The following is a 20,297-nucleotide window of genomic DNA, read 5'->3' on the forward strand; positions in this document are numbered from 1 at the left end:
TCAGGACAGCACTTCGCCGACCGCCAGCGACAGACCGTCATGCCACCACGCGGCGAAACTGAAGACGTTGGGCGCCTTGAGAATCGTGAAGTGGTTGCCCGGCCCGTACCACACCGCCAGATCGCTGACCTGCCGCTGCCAGCCTGCAAGCACCGCGGCCTGTTCGCGCTGATTGCCCCACTCGTCCAGCGTCGGGTCATCGACCAGCACCAGCCGCACCGGCCCGGTGTAGGCCAGGCGCGGTTGATAGACCGTGCGCAAGGCGCTGGCGAAGGTCCGCACCGGGCCGTGCATCGCATTCGGCGCCGCCCGCTCCGACAACACCCCGGCGCGCACCATGCCTGCGTGCAGCAGGCGCAGTTGCGTGCTGTCATCGGCGTTGGCGAAGGTCGCAGGATCGATGCCCAGCGATTTGCCACAGGACAGTTGCAGGGTGTCGATCAGCCGTTGCAGCGCGGCAGTGGCCGTGTACGGCTTGCCCGCCGCGCCGTCACCACCGGGTGCCTCGCTGTCGATCAACGTCAGCGATGCCACCTCGCGCCCGACTGCTTGCAACTGCGCGGCCATGGCGTGCGCGACCCAGCCGCCGAACGAATGGCCGATCAGGTGCAGCGGCCCTTGCGGGTGAATCTGCTCGATGGCCTGCAGGTAGAACGCGGCAGCGGCTTCGACCGCGCTGTGCGGCACACTGACGCCGTCCAGCCCGCGCGGTTGCAGACCGATGATCGGCCATTCCGGGCCGATCGCCTCGGTCAGGTGAATGAACCCGGTGACACTGTCACCCGCCCCCGGCACACAGAAAATCGGCGCATGCCCCGGCTGCCCGCTCTGAATCGTCAGCAGCGGTTGATACAGCGTCGGCTCCGGCGCTACCAAGGTTTCCAAGGCCTGGGTAATGGCCTGACCGAGTGCCTGGATGTGCGGGTGCTTCATCATGGTCCGGTGATCGCCGGGGATGTCGATGCAGTGCAGCAAGCCAATATCGAAGCGCTCTTCCCAGCCGCGCGTCGGGCTCGGCAGCGACTGGCCGTCCATCAACTCCTGTGCACGGAACAGATGAATCGTCTGGCTCGCCGGGCTGACCCGGTAATGCGCCAGCGCCAGGCGATGCGCCGCTTCGCGATCAAAGTAATGCCAGGCGTCCGTCGCGCTGACCGCCGCCAGTTCCGGATCGGTCAGTTGCTGTGCCTGGCAACGCTTGAACAGCTCGGGGAAATCCAGTTGTTCGACTTGCGCTTCCAGCGCTTGCACCGCCGCCAGTGCTGCCTCGCTTTCGGCACCGAGCATCAGCGAACGGCCACGGCAATGGCCAAGCAACTGGCGCTTGTCGAGGCCCTCGCCGCTCCACAGCGCCTTGTCCTGGGCGAGCGGGTTTGGCGCGTAGCTGTCGAGCATGCCGATGAATTCCACCGGCTCATCGAGGCCGAGCAATTGCTGCGCGACCTCATGCGCCAGCACCCCGCCGAACGACCAGCCTGCCAATCGATACGGCCCATGCGCCTGCACGGCGCGGATGATCCCGACCATGCGCTGCGCCATGCACTCCAGTGTGCGCAATTGCGCTTGCCCCAGCGGCACACCGGGCAGGCCGTAAATCGGGAACTCACCACCGATGTGCTGGGCCAGCGTCGGGAAGTACACGTCCCTGCCGCTGAATTCGTGCATCAGGAACAGCGGCGTACCGTGTGTCCCGGCACGCACCACGACCAGCCCTTCAGGCTGACTGAGCGCCTCGCCCTGACTGAGCAGCGCAGCGGCAGACTCGACGCTCGGATGCTGGAACAGTTCGGCCAGCGACAGCGACAGCCCGGCCCGTTGCATCAGATTGACCAGCTTCACCGCCAGCAACGAATGCCCGCCCAGTTCGAAGAAGTTGTCATGGCGACCGACCTGTTCGACGCCGAGGACTTCACCCCAGATCTGCGCCAGCGCGGTTTCGACGTCACCCTGTGGCGCCACGTAGGGGCGATTGATGACTGCGTCCGCTCCCGGTTCCGGCAGGGATTTGCGGTCGATCTTGTCGTTTGGTGTCAGCGGCAAGGCGTCGAGCAACACGAACGCGCCCGGCACCATGTACTCCGGCAGGCGCTCCAGCACATGGCTGCGCAACGTCTCAAGACTCGGTGCTTCCACGCCGAAACGCACGGTGTACCAGGCCACCAGACGCTCATCACGCACCATCACCACCGCCTCGCGAATCGCCGGATGTTCGATCAACCGTGCCTCGATTTCCCCCGGCTCCAGGCGCAAGCCACGCAGCTTGATCTGGAAGTCGTTGCGGCCGAGGAATTCCAGCTCGCCGTGATTGTTGTAGCGCGCCAGATCTCCCGTGCGGTACAGGCGATCACCCGCCACAAACGGGCTGTCGATGAAGCGCTCGGCCTGCATCTCCGGCAAACCGTGATAACCACGCGCCACGCCGACGCCGCCGATGTGCAACTCACCGCTGACGCCTTGTGGCACTGGTTGACCGTACGCATCAAGCACGTACAGCCGCGTGTTGCTCAGTGCTGTGCCAATTGGCACCACGTTGGCCGGTACCGGCATTTCCGGTTCCAGCGTCCAGCCTGTGCTGTCCACCGTGGTTTCAGTCGGGCCATAAACGTTGTGCAACCGCACCCACGGTAGCCGCGCGCGCACCTGACGCGCCAGCGCTGCACTGAGTTCGCCACCACCGTTAAGCACATCGGTCAGGCTGGTGCACTGTTCGACACCGTCCTGCTCGATGAACTGCTGCAGCAGCGCAGGAACGAACTTGACCACCGTCACCTGCTGCTCACGAATGGTCTGCACCACATACGCCGAATCGCGGTTGCCGTCCGGCCGCGCCAGCACCAGACGCATGCCGGAACACAGCGGCCAGAAGATCTCCCACACCGAACTGTCGAAGCTGAACGGCGCTTTTTGCAGCAGCGCGCCGTGCTCGGTCGGCGGACTGAGCTGCGAGCCCCAATGCACCATGTTGCACGCGCTGCGATGCTCGATCATCACGCCTTTCGGCAACCCGGTAGAGCCCGAGGTGTAGATCATGTACGCGAGGTTCGAGGCGCTGAGACCCGGCACTGGCGAGTCGTGATCCGGCAGGTGTTGCCAGGTACTGCGGTCAAGGTCGATCACCGTGGCGGCCGCTTCATCGAACAACCCGCGAGTAGCGGTCTGCACCAGCACCGCGGTCGGCGCGCTGTCCTTGAGCATGTACGCCAGACGCTCCGCCGGATACCCCGGATCCAGCGGCACATACGCACCACCGGCCTTGAGAATGCCGAGCAGACCGACCACCAGATCCAGCCCGCGCTCGACGCAGATCGCCACCCGCGCATCCGGCTGCACACCGAGTTCGCACAGGTGCTGGGCCAAGCGGTTGGCGCGCTGATTGAGCTCGCGGTAGGTCAGGTTTCCTTGCGCGGATTGCAGCGCGATGGCGTCCGGTTTGCGCCGCACTTGCGCTTCAAACAAGCCGTGCAGCGGCTGCTCCAACGGACAATCGACCTCACTGGCATTGAAGTCGACGAGCAAGCGCTGCTGCTCCTGCCGGTCCAGCAACGGCACTTGCGCAAGCACGGCCTGATCGTCGTTGATTAGCGCCGCCAGCAGCCGCTGGAAGTAGCCGACAAAACGCTGCACCGTCGACTCATCGAACAAGGCCGTGGCGTAGCGTAGCGAACCGCGAATCCCGTCGGGCGAATCGCCGAGGCTCAGCGACAGGTCGAATTTCACAAAGTGGCTTTCGCCGGCCACGCCTTCCAGGGTCAGGTCGCCGAGGGTCAGGCTCGGGCCGTCGTTGTTATCCCAACTGAGCATGGTCTGGAACAACGCGCTGTGCGACAGACTGCGGACCGGTTTGCTGATGTCCACCACTTGTTCGAACGGCAGATCCTGATGCGCCTGAGCGTCCAGAGTCTGCGCCTTGACCCGCGCCAGCAGCGTCTCGCCGCTCGGCTCACCCGAGGTATCGATGCGCAGCGCCAGGGTGTTGACGAACATGCCGATCAGGCCTTCGATCTCGGCGCGGGTGCGGTTGGCCACTGGCGAGCCAATCACCACGTCGTTCTGCCCGGACAAGCGGCTGAGCAACATCGCCCATGCGCTCATGATCACCATGTACGGCGTCACCGCGCGACGCTGACACAAGGCTTTCAAACCGGCGCTCAAGTGTTCATCGAGCAGCATGTCGACGCGGCTGCCGGAATAGTCCTGCTGTGGCGGACGCGGACGGTCGGTGGGCAGGGTCAGCAGGGCTGGCGCGCCGGCCAGGGTCTGCTGCCAGTAATCGCTCTGACGCTGCAGCACCTCGCCACTGAGCCAGCGTCGCTGCCACACCGCGTAGTCGGTGTATTGCAGCGCCAGCGGCGGCAGCGGATCGTCTTCGCCACGGCTGAACGCTTGATACAACGCGGCCAGCTCGCGGGTCAGCACGCCCATCGACCAGCCATCGGCGATGATGTGGTGCAGCGTCAGCAACAGCACATGATGATCATCCGCCAGACGCACCAGACGTCCGCGCAGCAGCGCATCGTGCTGCAGATTGAACGAAGCGCAGGCCTGTTCCTCGATCAGGCCGCGCAAGGCGTTATCAGCCTGCGGGTGCTGACGCAGGTCTTCTACCGGCAGCAACAGACCGGTGTCGGCCGGCAGAATCCGCACCTGCGGCTGATCGTCGATCTGGCTGAAGCGGCTGCGCAAGGTTTCGTGACGCGCGACGATGCGTGCCAGTGCCCGTTGCAGCGCGTCTTCATCCAGTCGACCGCGCAGGCGCAAACCGACCGGTATGTTGTAGGCGCTGTTGCCGCCGTCCATCTGCGCCAGGAACCACAGGCGTTGCTGAGCGAAAGACAGCGGCAATAGCTGATCGCGGGGCGCCGGCAAAATCTCCGGCAAGGTGCTGCGCCCCGCCCGGCTCAACACCTCGGCGACGGCGGCCAGCTCGGGATTGGCAAACAGCTCGGCCAGTGTCAGCTCGACGCCCAGCTGCTGGCGTACCTGCGACAGCATGCGCATCGCCAGCAATGAATGCCCGCCCAGTTCGAAGAAGTTGTCGTGACGACCGACCTGTTCGAGCTGCAACAAGCCAGCCCAGATCCGCGCCAAATGTTGTTCCAGCGCCGAGATCGGCGCGACATACACCCGGCTGAGCATCGCTGCCTGTGTCGGCGCCGGCAGCGCCTTGCGGTCGACCTTGCCGTTGTTGTTCAACGGCAGCCCATCCAGTTGCACCCACGCGCTCGGCACCATGTATTCCGGCAGTCGCGCCAGCAACTGCGCGTGCAGATCGGCACTGTCCAGACGGCCGGCGTGCGCGGTGTAGTAGGCCACCAGACGCGTGATGTCCTGACCATCGCGGCGCGCCAGCACCACCGCTTCCTTGATCCCCTGGCAGTTGAGCAGGCGGTTTTCGATTTCACCCAGTTCGATACGGAAACCACGAATCTTCACCTGATCGTCATTGCGCCCGATGCAATCGAGCTGCCCCGGCGCCAGCCAGCGTGCGAGGTCACCCGTGCGATACAGCAGCGCGCCCGGCTGCTCGCTGAACGGATCGCGCAGGAACTTCTCGGCGGTCAGATCGGCGCGGTTCAGGTAACCCAGCGCCACGCCCTGCCCGCCGATGTACAACTCGCCGGTCACGCCCATCGGCACCGGTTGCTGATGCGCGTCGAGCACATACACCTGGGTGTTGGAGATCGGCCCGCCAATCGGCACGCTCTCGGCGTTTTCCGCCACTTCACGCACTTCGAAGGTGGTGGCGTAAGTGGTGGTTTCGGTCGGGCCGTAGCAATGCACGATGCGTAGCGCGGGCGCCTCCGCCAGCAGTCGACGGAACGCCGCCGGGTCGCCGCGCTCACCGCCGCACAGCAGAATGCGCAAGCCTTTCAGCGCCTGCGGAATCAGTTGCACGTATTGGTTGAACAGCGCCGTGGTGACGAACAGCACGGTCGCCCCGGAGGCGCTCAACTCATGGCCGAACGCGTTCGGATCAAGCAGGGTCTGGTGATCGATCACCACGACGCGCCCGCCGTTGAGCAGCGGCCCCCAGATGTCCATGGTGCTGGCGTCGAACGCCGGGTTGGAGGCGAACACCACGCGGTCCTGCGCATTGAAATCGGCGTAACCGTTGTTCAGCACCAGGCGGCCGATGGCGCGGTGCGGGACCATCACGCCTTTCGGGGTGCCAGTGGAACCGGAGGTGTACATGATGTACGCCAGCGCTTCCGAGGATTGCAGCAGGTTCGGGTTGTGCGTCGGTTGGCCGCTGAGGATCAAGCGGTCAAGGTCGATACGTGGCGCAGCGTAGTCGATGACTTCACTGCTGAGGGTCAGCAACGCCGCTGCCTGACAGTCCTCGACCATAAATGCCTGACGCTCGCTCGGGGCATTGATGTCCAGCGGCACATAGGCCGCCGCGCATTTGGCAATCGCCAGTTGCGCCACCAGCAGCTCCAGCGAGCGCGGCAGCAGGATCGCCACATGATCGCCCGGCTGTACGCCTTGGCTGATCAAGTGATGCGCCAGACGGTTGGCCTGGGCGTTCAGCTCAAAGTAGCTCAGCGAATGCTCACCATGCACCGCCGCCACCGCCTTCGGATGCGCCGCTGCCTGCTGCTGGAAAATCCCGTGCACGGTCAGCGTTTGCGGGTATTCGCGCGCCGTAGCGTTGAAGTCGTAGAGCAAGCGCTGACGCTCAGACTCGGCGAGTAACGGCACCCGCTCCAGCACGGTCTGCTCATCGTTGATCATCGCCGCCAGCAGGCGCTGCAAGTAGCCGACGTAACGCTCGACGGTCGCTTGATCAAACAACGCCGTGGCGTATTCCAGCGAACCGCGAATCACCCCGTTGACCTCACCCAGGGTCAAAGTCAGGTCGAACTTGGCCACCCGGCCCGGCGCGGCCACCCCTTCAAGACTCAGATCGCCCAGCGCCAGGTTCGGCCCGACGCTGCTGTCCCAGCTCAGCGTGCTCTGGAACAACGGGCTGTGCGCCAGACTGCGCGCCGGCCGGGCGATTTCCACCACTTGCTCGAACGGCAGATCCTGATGCGCCTGCGCCTCCAGCGTGCGCGCCTTAACCCGCGCCAGCAGTGTGGCCACGCTCGGTTCACCCGAGGTGTCGATGCGCAGCGCCAGGGTGTTGACGAACATGCCGATCAGGCCTTCGATCTCGGCGCGGGTGCGGTTGGCCACCGGCGAGCCGATCACCACGTCGGACTGCCCGGACAGGCGACTCAGCAACAGCGACCAGGCACTCATCAGGGTCATGAACAGGGTCACGCCGTGACGCTGACTCAAGGCTTTGAGCCCGGCGCTCAGGCGCTCGTCCAGCCGTACTTCGACGCTGCTACCGGCAAAGTCCTGCTGTGGCGGACGCGGACGGTCGGTGGGCAGGGTCAGCAAGGCCGGCGCGCCGTCGAGGGTCTGCTGCCAATAATCGCTTTGCCGCTGCAGCACCTCGCCGCTGAGCCAGCGCCGTTGCCACACGGCGTAGTCGCCGTATTGCAGCGTCAACGGTGGCAATGGATCCGGCTGACCGTGACTGAAGGCCTGATACAGCGCCATCAGCTCATGGGTCAGCACGCCCATCGACCAACCGTCAGCGACGATGTGATGCACGGTCAGCAACAGCACATGGTGCTCGTCGGCCAGACGTATCAGGCGTCCGCGAATCAGTGGATCGCTTTGTAGATCGAAGGCTGTCGCGGCTTCCTGCGCGAGCAGCGCCTGCACGCTGGCTTCGGCCTGTGAGTCCTGGCGCAGGTCTTCAATCGGCAACAGCAGACCGCTATCGACCGGCGCAATCAGCACCTGCGCCTGATCGTCGATGCTGACGAAACGGCTGCGCAGGGTGGCGTGCCGCGCAACGATCTGCGCCAGTGCGCGTTGCAGCGCTTCGCTATCGAGTTGCCCGCGCAGGCGCAGGCCAAGCGGAATGTTGTACGCCGAGTTGCCGCCGTCCATTTGCGCGAGGAACCACAGGCGCTGCTGGGCGAAGGACAGTGGCAGCGCTTGATCAGGCGCCGCCGCGACGATCTCCGGCAGCGTGCTGCGCCCGGCACGATTCAACACCTCGGCCACCGCGCTGAGATGCGGATCGGCAAACAACTCGCTCAGGGGCAGTTCGACGCCCAGACGCTGACGCACCTGCGACAGCATGCGCATCGCCAGCAACGAATGACCGCCGAGTTCGAAGAAGTGGTCATGGCGGCCGATCTGTTCGACTTGCAGGGTTTCGGCCCAGATCTGCGCCAGCGCGGTTTCCAGTTCACCTTGCGGCGCAACGTATTTACGGGTGAACAACGCCGCAGCATCCGGTTCGGGCAAGGCTTTGCGATCGACCTTGCCGTTGTTGTTCAGCGGCAAGGTATCGAGCTGCACCCAGGCACTCGGCACCATGTATTCCGGCAACTGCGCCTGCAAATGCTCACGCAGGTCAGCAAGTTCCAGTGTGCCGTCGTGCGCGGTGTAGTAGGCCACCAGCCGCAGCGGTTCCTGGGCATCGCGCCGGGCGAGCACCACCGCTTCGTTGATCCCCGGATAGCCCAGCAGACGATTTTCGATCTCGCCGAGTTCGATGCGGAAACCACGGATTTTCACTTGATCGTCATTGCGCCCAATGCAATCGAGCTGCCCCGGCGCCAGCCAGCGCACGAGGTCGCCAGTGCGGTAGAGCAACGCGCCCGGACGGTCGCTGAACGGATCGGGCAGGAATTTTTCCGCCGTCAGATCGGCACGGTTCAAGTAACCGAGGGCCACGCCCTGCCCGCCGATGTACAACTCGCCGGTCACGCCCATCGGCACCGGCTGCTGGTGCGCATCGAGCACATACACCTGGGTGTTGGAGATCGGCCCGCCAATCAGCACGCTTTCGGCATTTTCCGCCACTTCGTGCACTTCAAACGTGGTGGCGTACGTGGTGGTTTCAGTCGGGCCGTAGCAATGCACGATGCGTAACTGCGGCGCCTCGGCCCGCAAGCGACGGAAGCTTGCCGGATCGCCGCGTTCACCGCCGCACAGAACCATGCGCAAGCCTTTCAGGGCCTGCGGAATCAGTTGCACGTACTGGTTGAACAGCGCCGTGGTGACAAACAGGATTGTCGCGCCGCTGGCGCTCAATTCACGAGCGAGCGCGTGCGGATCCAGCAGGGTCTGGTGATCGATCACCACCACGCGCCCGCCGTTGAGCAGGGGCCCCCAGATGTCCATGGTGCTCGCGTCGAACGCCGGGTTGGAGGCAAACACCACGCGATCCTGCGGGTTGAAATCGGCATAACCGTTGTTCAGCACCAGGCGAGCGATGCCACGGTGCGGCACCATCACACCCTTCGGCGTGCCAGTAGAACCGGAGGTGTACATGATGTACGCCAGCGTCTCCGAGGACTGCGCCAGGTTCGGGTTGTGCGCAGGCTGGTCGTTCAGCGTCAGGGCATCCAGATCGATGCGCTGCAGTGGATAGTCGATGTTTTCGCCACGCAGGGTCAGCAACGCCACGGCGCGGCTGTCCTCGAGCATGAACGCCTGCCGCTCGCTCGGCGCGTTGATGTCCAGCGGCACATAGGCCGCTGCGCACTTGGCAATCGCCAGTTGCGCCACCAAAAGCTCCAGCGAGCGCGGCAGCAGGATCGCCACATGATCGCCCGGCTGTACGCCTTGAGCGATCAGGTAGTGGGCCAAGCGGTTGGCCCGATCATTCAAATCACCGTAGCTCGACGGTTGCCCGCGATGCACGACAGCGATGGCGTGCGCATCTGCCACCACTTGCCTTTCGAACAATGCGTGCACGGTCAGCGCACGCGGGTATTCCCGCTCGGTGGTGTTGAACTCGACCAGCAATTGCCGGCGTTCGTCCGGCGCCAGGATCGACACCTGGTCAACGCTCACTTGCGGTGTCTGCTCCAGTGCCTGCAGCAGGTTGCTCACCGCTCGTTGCAGGTACTCGCAGATGCGTGCGGGATCAATGCCGGGGGCAGCCAGTGCGGTGAAGCCGAAACCTTCGCCGAGGTCATCGACACTCACGCTCAACTGGTAATTGGTGTGCTCCTGGGTATTGAGCAACTGCATGCCTTGCCACGCGTTCGCCGCCTCCGGGGAAGGCGTGCCGGCAGTTGCGCTGTGGCGATAGTTGAACAGCGTGCTGAACAACGGCGTGCCGGCGGGCATACCACTGCAACGCTGGGCCAGCGCCAATTGCGCATGCTCATGTTGCAGCAGCGCGTTCAACTGTTGGTGGGTGGCGAGCGCGGCTTCCTGCGCCGAGCGTTGCCCGAGATCGACGCGCAGCGGCAAGGTGTTGATGAACACCCCCAGCGCGCGTTCGGCGCCCTCACCCGCCTGCAACCGCCCCAGCAACACGGTGCCGAACACCACCGCGTCACGCCCGGAGAGTTTTCCCAGCACCTGCGCCCAGGCCAGATGCATCAGGCTCGCGGCGCTGATCCCCAAACGCCGGGCCTTGGCCCTGACGCGCTGACTCAGATCGAGGTCGAGTACCCGTCGTGCTTCTGCGGCGTGGCCCTCGGCAATGCTGTGCTGGCCGTACGGCGCGCTCGCTTCGCTGACGTCACCGAGCATTTCGCGGAAGAACGCTTCATGCGCCTGATCACTGATTGCGCCACGGCTGTGCGCCACGTAATTGCGATACGGCACCGGTTCGGCCAGACGTTGCGGCTGGCCGCTGAGGAACGCCTGCATTTCGTGTTGCAGCACCTCCAGCGCCACGTGGTCCATCACCAGGTGATGGAACAGCAGCAACGCCACCACACGTTGATTGGCTGCATCCCGCGCATGTACCACGCGCATAAGCGGCGCCTGATTGACGGCCATGCGGTACTGCGCGGCGTCGAAGCGTTGGCGCAATTGCTCCAGTACATCGCCGTCCGCGTCATGCAGTTCCAGGCATTCGCACGCCAGCGGCGCCTCACGCCAGACCACTTGCACCGGGTCTTGCAGTCCGTCCCAGAACAGCGAAGTGCGCAGGATGTCGTGGCGCTGGATTACGTTCTGCAAGGCCTGAGTGAAGCTGTTCAGGCGTTGCTCATCGGCAAATGCAAACTGCGCCTGCAACACATACGGATCGCCCTGCGCGGCGGACAGGTGATGGAACAGGATCCCCGTCTGCAACGGCGCCAGCGGGTAAATGTCCTGCACGTTGGCCACGCCGCCGGGGATGCTGGCGACGATGCGGTCGATGCTTGGCTGGTCGAGCGCCACCAGTGGCAGCAACTCGGGAGTGATACGCGTGCAGTCCGCAGTGATCAGGTTGGCCGCGACTTCGGCCTCGGGCTCGCCACCCACGGCAGCGGCCAGCGCGGCGAGGGTCGGCTGGTTGAACAGCACGCGGATGTCGGCGGTCAGGCCGGCACGGCGCATCCGCGCCACCAGATTCACCGCCAGCAGCGAGTGACCACCCAGTTCAAAGAAATGATCGTGGCGCCCTACCCGCTCGACGTTGAGCAACTCGGCCCAGAGCCGTGCGAGGGTGATTTCCACCTCGCCCACCGGGGCTTCGTATTCACGGGCGGTCAGCGTCGCCAGATCCGGGGCCGGCAGTGCCTTGCGGTCGAGTTTGCCGTTGGGGCTGAGCGGCAGTGCATCGAGATGCACGAATACGGCGGGCACCATGTAGTCCGGCAGGTGCTCAAGCAAATGGCTGCGCAGTGTTTCGACTTCCAGCGGTGCGCCGGTGTAGTACGCGACCAAACGCTTGTCGCCCGGAACGTCTTCGCGGGCCAGTACGGCGGCTTCCTGCACGCCATCGATCTGGGTCAGGCGTGCCTGGATTTCACCGAGTTCGATGCGCAGGCCACGGATCTTCACCTGGTCGTCGTTACGGCCGAGGTATTCGATATTGCCGTCCGGCAGATAGCGGGCGACGTCGCCGGTGCGGTACATCCGTCCATTGCTCTGGAACGGATCGTTGAGGAAGCGCTCGGCATTCAGCTCCGGGCGATTCAGATAACCGCGCGCCACCTGCACGCCACCGATGTACAACTCGCCGACCACGCCGTGCGGCACCGGTTGTTGCTGGGCATCGAGGATGTACATGCGGGTGTTGGCAATCGGTTTGCCGATCGGCGTGTTGTCCGGGGTGCTTTCCAGTGGACCGGCGCAATTCCACGCCGTTACGTCCACCGCGGCTTCGGTCGGGCCGTAGAGGTTGTGCAATTGGCTGCCCGGCAGTTGCTGCTTGAAGCGCCGTACCACGCTGCCCGGCAGGGCTTCGCCGCTGCACATGACTTGCCGCAGGCTGCTGCAACGTGCGGTGTCAGCATGGGCGAGGAACACGTCGAGCATCGACGGTACGAAGTGCAGCGTGGTGATGTGTTCGCGTTCGATGATTTCGCTGAGGTACTGCGGATCCTTGTGCCCCTCAGGTCGGGCCATGACCAATCGGGCGCCGGTCATCAACGGCCAGAAGAACTCCCATACCGAGACGTCAAAACTGAACGGGGTTTTCTGCAACACCGTGTCGCTGGCGGTGAGTTGATAGGCGTCCTGCATCCACAGCAAGCGGTTGACCACCCCGCTATGTTCGTTGATCACGCCTTTTGGTTGGCCAGTGGAACCGGAGGTGTAGATCACGTAGGCGGTGTGCTGCGGGGTTAGTTCGGCTATTGCAAGATTGTCTGTCGGCAGCGCTTGCCAATGCGGCTGATCCAGGTCGATCAGCGGCACGGCGACTTCGCCGAGCAACGAACGCGTGGTTCCCTGCACCAGCACCGCCAGCGGCGCGCTGTCCTCGAGCATGTAGGCCAGACGTTCCAGCGGATAAGCCGGATCCAGCGGCACATAACCGCCGCCGGCCTTGAGAATCGCCAGCAGCCCGACCACCATGTCCAGACCACGCTCGACGCAGATCGCCACCCGCGCATCCGGCCCTACGCCCAATTCACGCAGGTGCCGCGCGAGTTGATTGGCCCGGGCATTGAGTTCGGCAAAACTCAGGCGCTGCGCCTCACTTTGCAGGGCGATGGCCTGCGGCGAACGCGCCACTTGCGCTTCAAACAAGCCATGAATGGTCTGCTCAAGGTTGTACTCGACCTGCGTGGCATTGAACTCGACCAGCAAGCGCTGCTGTTCTTCCTGCGCCAGCAGCGGCGCGTGTTCCAGCACTGCCTGATCGTTGGTGACCATCGCCTGCAACAGGCGCAGGAAGTAACCGGTGAAGCGCTCGACCGTGCTCTGGTCAAACAACGCCGTGGCGTATTCCAGCGATCCGCGAATGCTGCCGTTGGACTCACTGAGGCTCAGCGACAGGTCGAACTTGGCAAAGTGGCTCGGCTCGGCCACGCCTTCCAGCGTCAGTTCGCCGAGGGCCAGCGCCGGGCTTTCGAGGCCATCCCAACTGAGCAAGGTCTGGAACAACGGGCTGTGCGCCAGGCTGCGCACCGGCCGGGTGATTTCCACCACTTGCTCGAACGGCAGATCCTGATGCGCCTGCGCTTGCAGGGTTTGCGCCTTGACCCGCGCCAGCAGTGCTTCGACGCTCAGCTCGCCCGAGGTGTCGATGCGCAGCGCCAGGGTGTTGACGAACATGCCGATCAGGCCTTCGATTTCGGCGCGGGTGCGGTTGGCCACCGGCGAACCGATCACCACTTCAGCCTGCCCGGACAAGCGGCTGAGCAGCATCGCCCAGGCACTCATCAGCGTCATGTACAGGGTCACGCCGTGACGCTGACCCAAGGCTTTGAGCCCGGCGCTCAAGCGTTCGTCGAGCACGACGGCAACGCTGCTGCCGGCATAGTCCTGCTGCGCCGGGCGCGGGCGATCGGTCGGCAGCATCAGCAGTGCCGGGGCACCAGCGAGGGTCTGTTGCCAGTACTCGCTCTGGCGTTGCAGCACTTCGCCGCTGAGCCAGCGCCGTTGCCATACCGCGTAGTCGGTGTATTGCAGCGCCAGGGGCGGCAGCGGATCCGGCTGGCCATGACTAAACGCCTGATACAGCGCCATCAGTTCGCGGGTCAAAACACCCATCGACCAGCCGTCGGAGATGATGTGGTGCAGGGTCAGCAACAGCACATGGTGATCGTCCGCCAGGCGTACCAGTCGCCCACGAATCAACGGATCGTCCTGCAAGTCGAACGGCCCGGAGGCTTCGCCCTGAATCAGCGCCTGCAGGGTTTCGTCGGGTTGCGGGTGCTGGCGCAGGTCTTCGACCCGCAGCAGCAGACCGGAGTCCACCGGGGCGATCCGTACCTGGGCTTCGTCGTTGAATTGCGCGAAGCGGCTGCGCAGGGTTTCGTGGCGGGCGACGATCCGTGCCAGTGCGCGTTGCAGCGCCGCGTCGTCGAGACGGCCACGCAGCCGCAGGGCCACGGGAATGTTGTAGGCGGTGTTGGCGCCTTCCATTTGCGCGAGGAACCACAGGCGTTGCTGGGCGAACGACAGCGGCAACGCGCCGTCACGCGGGACCGGCACGATCTGCGGCTGGGCACAGCGTCCGGCCTCGTTCAGCACTGACGCGACCGCCGCCAGTTCGGCGTTAGCAAACAGATCGCTCAGCGCCAGCTCGACACCCAGGCGCTGGCGCACTTGCGAGACCATGCGCATTGCCAGCAACGAATGCCCGCCGAGTTCGAAAAAGTGATCCTGCCGCCCGACCCGCTCGACCTGCAGCACGTCGGCCCAGATCTGCGCCAGCGCGGTTTCCACCTCGCCTTCGGGCGCTGCGTACTCGCGGGTGAACAGCGCCGCCAGATCCGGCGCCGGCAAGGCCTTGCGGTCGACTTTGCCGTTGGCGGTCAGCGGCAGTGCGGCGAGTTTGACGAACGCCGTCGGCACCATGTATTCCGGCAAACGGCTGAGCAGTTGCGCGCGCAACTCGCCCACCGGCAGCGCTTCGACCTGCGCCTGCTCGGTGAAGTAGGCCACCAGTCGCGGCTGACCGGGTTGATCTTCGCGGGCCAGCAGCACCGCTTCCTGAATCCCCGGCAACTGGTTGAGGCAGGTTTCGATCTCGCCCAGCTCGATGCGCACGCCACGGATTTTCACCTGATCGTCGTTGCGCCCCAGGTACTCGATGTTGCCGTCCTCGCGCCAGCGTGCAAGGTCGCCGGTGCGGTACATCCGCGCGTTCGGCGCGCGGCTGAACGGGTCACGCAGAAAGCGCTCGGCAGTCATGTCCGGGCGATTCAGGTAGCCACGGGCGACCCCGGCACCGCCAACGTACAACTCGCCCGCCACGCCAATTGGCACCGGGCGCTGCTGTTCGTCGAGCAGGTACACCGTGGCATTGCTCACGGGTTTACCGATGTGCAGCGCATCGCCGCTTTGCACCAGACCTGAAGTCGCGACCACCGTGGCCTCGGTCGGCCCGTAGTTGTTGATCACGTCGAAATGCTGGTTACGGTTGAACTGACGCAAGCGGTCGCCGCCGATCAGCAACGTGCGCAGGGTCGGGTGTTCGAGGTTCTGGCTGAAGGCGTATTCGGCCACCGGGGTCGGCAGGAAGCTCACGTCCAGCGGCTGCGCGCACCACCACGCGAGCAAGGCGTCGATGTCTTCGCCGCCCTCGTGAGTCGGCGCCAGATGCAGGGTCGCGCCCGCACACAACGCCGGCCAGACTTCCCAGGCCATCGCGTCGAAGCCGAACCCGGCCAGGCTCGAGGTGTGACGCCCGGCGCACAGGTCGAACGCGGTGCAGTGCCAGTCGACCAGATTGCTCAGCGTGTGGTGCTCGACCATCACCCCCTTGGGCAGGCCGGTGGAGCCGGAGGTGTAGATCACGTAGGCCAGGTTTGCGGTGCTCAGGCCCGCTACCTGCGGGTTTTGTGTGGCAGTCAGCGGCCAAGTGCAGCGGTCGAGGTCGAGCACCGGCACGTTCAGCGCCGGCAGTCGCTCGCGCAGATGACTTTGAGTCAGTACGGCGACTGGCGCGCTGTCGTCAAGCAGGTAGTTCAAGCGCTCCGCCGGGTGCGCCGGATCAATCGGCACGTAACCGGCGCCGGCCTTGAGGATCGCCACCAGTCCCACCAGCGTGTCCAGCCCACGGCGGGCGACGATCGCCACGCGATCATCCGGTTTCACGCCCAAGCCGATCAGGTGCTGCGCCAAAGCGTTGGCCTGACGGTTGAGTTCGGCGTAGGTCAATTGCGCATCGGCAAACACTGCCGCCAGCGCGTCCGGCCGTTCGGCCACCTGCGCCTCGAAACGTTGCTGGATGGTCTGTGCAGTCGGGAAATCCACCTGGGTGGCATTGAAGTCGAGCAGTACCTGCGCAAGCTCCGCCGCCGGCAGGATCGGCAGTTGGTTGACCGGTGTCTGCGGCGCCTGCTCCAAAGCGAGCAGCAGGTTTTCCAGCGCGCAGTGCAGGTAATCGCAGATGCGCTGTGGATCGGTCTGGGTGCTGGCCAGCAGGGTCAGGCTGAAACCGTCACCGAGGTCATCGACACTCATCGTCAGCGGATAGTTGCTGCGCTCTTCTGAGTGCAGGGTGGTGATGCCCTGCCACGCCGCGAGGGTTGCGGCGCTGGCAGTGGCCACGTTGTGGCTGTGACGATAATTGAGCAGTGTGCTGAACAGCGGGGTCGGCGCCACCACGTTGCTGCAGCGCTGAGCCAGGGCCAGCGGCGCGTGTTCGTGACGCATCAGCGTGGTCAACCGGGCGTGGGTGGCGTTGACCGCCGCGCGCACGTCCTGCCCGTCGATGTTCACCCGCAACGGCAAGGTGTTGATGAAAATCCCCAGCGCCCGGTCAATCGCCTCGGCACCCTGCATGCGGCCCATCAGCACGGTGCCAAACACCACTTGCTGCTTGCCGGTCAGCGCGGCCAGTACCTGCGCCCAGCCGAGGTGGAACAGGCTCGCGACACTCACGCCAAGGGTTCGCGCCTGCGCCCGCAGACGCTGGCCCAATAGCGGCGGCACCGGCACGCTGAGTTCGACGATTTCACTGCCGTCACCCTGCACATCCTGCAGACCATAAGGCAGCGTCGGCTCGTCGATATCGCTGAGCATCTCGCGGAAAAACGCCTCGTGCTCGGCTTCGCTGACGCCCAGACGCGCCTGCGCCACGTAGTTGCGAAACGGCACCGGACGCCCGAGCAGCCCACTCTGTCCGGTGAGGCACGCGCGCATTTCGTGGCGCACCACGTCGAGCGCCGAGTGGTCGAGCGCCATGTGATGGAACAACAGCGTGGCGATCACCCGTTGCCCGGCTTCATCCCAGGCGTGGGCCAGACGCATCAGCGGCGCCTGGGTGACGTCGAGGCGGAAGTGCCGGGCGTCGAAGCGCTCGTGCAGATACGCCAAAACGTCGCTGGCGGCATCTGGCAGCGTCACTTCTTCCACCGGCAGTTCGGCCCGACGCCAGACCACCTGCACCGGCGCGTCCAGCCCTGCCCAATGAACAGCGGTGCGCAGAATGTCATGGCGATCGATCACGCTTTGCAGGGCCTGGGCGAACGCCTGAAAACGCTCACGGCTGGCAAAGGCGAAATGCGATTGCATGACATACGGATCGCCGTCACCGCCACTGACGTGGTGATACAGGATGCCTTCCTGCAACGGCGCCAGCGGGTAGATGTCCTGCACGTTGGCGGCGCCGCCGGGGACTTGTGCGACGAGGTGGTCAATGGTCGCTTGGTCGAGCTCGACCAGCGTCAGCATCGCCGGGGTGATGCGCGTGCTGCCCGCAACGATGCCGTTGGCCGGCACTTCGACCTGGCCGTGCTTACTGGCCGAGTACTGCCCGGCCTTGATCAGTTCGATCAGCGCCGGTTTGTGCTCACGCAACAGCGCCAGCAACGCCGGGTCGTTCAGCGCCTGCTTGTTGCCATTGACCCGCAATTGGTCGTCCGCGACCGCCAGTTGGATATCTTTAGCCTTCAATGTGGCCAACAGTTCGATCACGTTCACAGGACGATCTCCATTCGTTCGGTAATTGCGGCGTAGCCGGCCAGGGTCGGATGTTCGAACAGCGACCTGACATCGGCTTCCATGCCTTCCTGACGCAGCCGGCCGATCAGACTGACCGCCAGCAGCGAGTGACCACCCAGTTCAAAGAAATGATCGTGGCGCCCTACCCGCTCGACGTTGAGCAACTCGGCCCAGAGCCGTGCGAGGGTGATTTCCACCTCGCCCACCGGGGCTTCGTATTCACGGGCGGTCAGCGTCGCCAGATCCGGGGCCGGCAGTGCCTTGCGGTCGAGTTTGCCGTTGGGGCTGAGCGGCAGTGCATCGAGATGCACGAATACGGCGGGCACCATGTAGTCCGGCAGGTGCTCAAGCAAATGGCTGCGCAGTGTTTCGACTTCCAGCGGTGCGCCGGTGTAGTACGCGACCAAACGCTTGTCGCCCGGAACGTCTTCGCGGGCCAGTACGGCGGCTTCCTGCACGCCATCGATCTGGGTCAGGCGTGCCTGGATTTCACCGAGTTCGATGCGCAGGCCACGGATCTTCACCTGGTCGTCGTTACGGCCGAGGTATTCGATATTGCCGTCCGGCAGATAGCGGGCGACGTCGCCGGTGCGGTACATCCGTCCATTGCTCTGGAACGGATCGTTGAGGAAGCGCTCGGCATTCAGCTCCGGGCGATTCAGATAACCGCGCGCCACCTGCACGCCACCGATGTACAACTCGCCGACCACGCCGTGCGGCACCGGTTGTTGCTGGGCATCGAGGATGTACATGCGGGTGTTGGCAATCGGTTTGCCGATCGGCGTGTTGTCCGGGGTGCTTTCCAGTGGACCGGCGCAATTCCACGCCGTTACGTCCACCGCGGCTTCGGTCGGGCCGTAGAGGTTGTGCAATTGGCTGCCCGGCAGTTGCTGCTTGAAGCGCCGTACCACGCTGCCCGGCAGGGCTTCGCCGCTGCACATGACTTGCCGCAGGCTGCTGCAACGTGCGGTGTCAGCATGGGCGAGGAACACGTCGAGCATCGACGGTACGAAGTGCAGCGTGGTGATGTGTTCGCGTTCGATGATTTCGCTGAGGTACTGCGGATCCTTGTGCCCCTCAGGTCGGGCCATGACCAATCGGGCGCCGGTCATCAACGGCCAGAAGAACTCCCATACCGAGACGTCAAAACTGAACGGGGTTTTCTGCAACACCGTGTCGCTGGCGGTGAGTTGATAGGCGTCCTGCATCCACAGCAAGCGGTTGACCACCCCGCTATGTTCGTTGATCACGCCTTTTGGTTGGCCAGTGGAACCGGAGGTATAGATCACGTAGGCAGTGTGCTGCGGGGTCAATTCAGCGAGCGAAAGGTTTTCCGTCGGCAGCGATTGCCAGTGCGGCTGATCCAGATCGATCACCGGCAGGGCGACTTCGCCGAGCAACGAACGCGTGGTTCCCTGCACCAGCACCGCCAGCGGCGCGCTGTCCTCGAGCATGTAAGCCAGACGCTCCAGCGGATACGCCGGATCCAGCGGCACATAACCGCCGCCAGCCTTGAGGATCGCCAGCAGCCCGACCACCATGTCCAGACCGCGTTCGACGCAGATCGCCACCCGCGCATCCGGCCCTACGCCCAATTCACGCAGATGCCGCGCCAGTTGATTGGCCCGAGCGTTGAGTTCGGCGTAGCTCAGTTGCTGCTCACCCGCAACCACGGCGGGCGCCTGCGGCGAACGCGCCACTTGCGCTTCAAACAAGCCATGAATGGTCTGCTGAAGATCGTAATCGACGTCCGTGGCATTCAGGCCGAACAGCAACTGCTGGCGCTCGGCATCCGCCAGCACCGGCAGGCGGTTCAAGGCCTGCTGCGGTGTCTGCTCCAGCGCCTCGACCAGCCCCGCCAACGCCTGCTGCATGTAGCCACACACCCGCGCCGCGCCAATCTGCGCAGGGGTCATGGCCGTGAGGTCAAAGCCCTGACCCAGGTCATCGACGTTGAAGCTCAGCGGATAGTTGGTGCGCTCCTCGCTGGAGAGGTTTTCGATGCCTTGCCAGGCCAGGCGATTGGCCTGCAACTGTTCTTCGCTGACGCTGTGGCGGTAGTTGAGCATGGCGCTGAACAGCGGCGACGGCGCGGCCACCCCGCTGCAACGCTGGGCCAATGCCAGTGACGCATGTTCATGGCCGAGCAATGCGGTCAGTTGCGCATGGGTGGCGCGCACCCCGGCACGCACCGGAACATCACCCAGATCCACCCGCAGCGGCAGCGTGTTGATGAACATCCCCAGACCGCGATCAGCGCCGGTACCGCCCTGCATCCGCCCCAGCAGCACGGTGCCGAATACCACGCGGTCATGCCCGGAGGTCGCCGCCGATACTTGGGCAAACGCCAGATGAAACAGGCTCGCGACACTCACGCCCATCTGCCGCGCCTGGCTGCGCAAGCGCCGCGCCAAGGCGTCGGGCATCCGCTG

At 64.6% G+C, this 20,297-nt stretch carries 2 protein-coding genes (1 of these 2 running past the window's edge); both read right to left on the minus strand.

The features are described from left to right. Complete coding sequence (locus tag JFU48_RS23965) at window positions 1-17,844, minus strand: non-ribosomal peptide synthase/polyketide synthase (RefSeq protein ID WP_201137892.1); 17,844 nt, start codon at window positions 17,842-17,844, stop codon at window positions 1-3. Continuing rightward, on the minus strand, window positions 17,841-20,297 hold the 3' end of the coding sequence (locus JFU48_RS23970; protein WP_201137893.1) for a non-ribosomal peptide synthetase. 10,557 nt of this gene lie beyond the right edge of the window; the window shows 2,457 of its 13,014 coding nt (coding positions 10,558-13,014); its start codon lies beyond the right edge, outside the window — the gene reads right to left on this strand; its stop codon occupies window positions 17,841-17,843. The genes JFU48_RS23965 and JFU48_RS23970 overlap by 4 nt, the downstream gene beginning before the upstream one ends.

It is taken from the genome of Pseudomonas sp. TH49 (assembly GCF_016650625.1).
In the GTDB taxonomy this organism is placed as follows: Bacteria; Pseudomonadota; Gammaproteobacteria; order Pseudomonadales; family Pseudomonadaceae; genus Aquipseudomonas; species Aquipseudomonas fluorescens_H.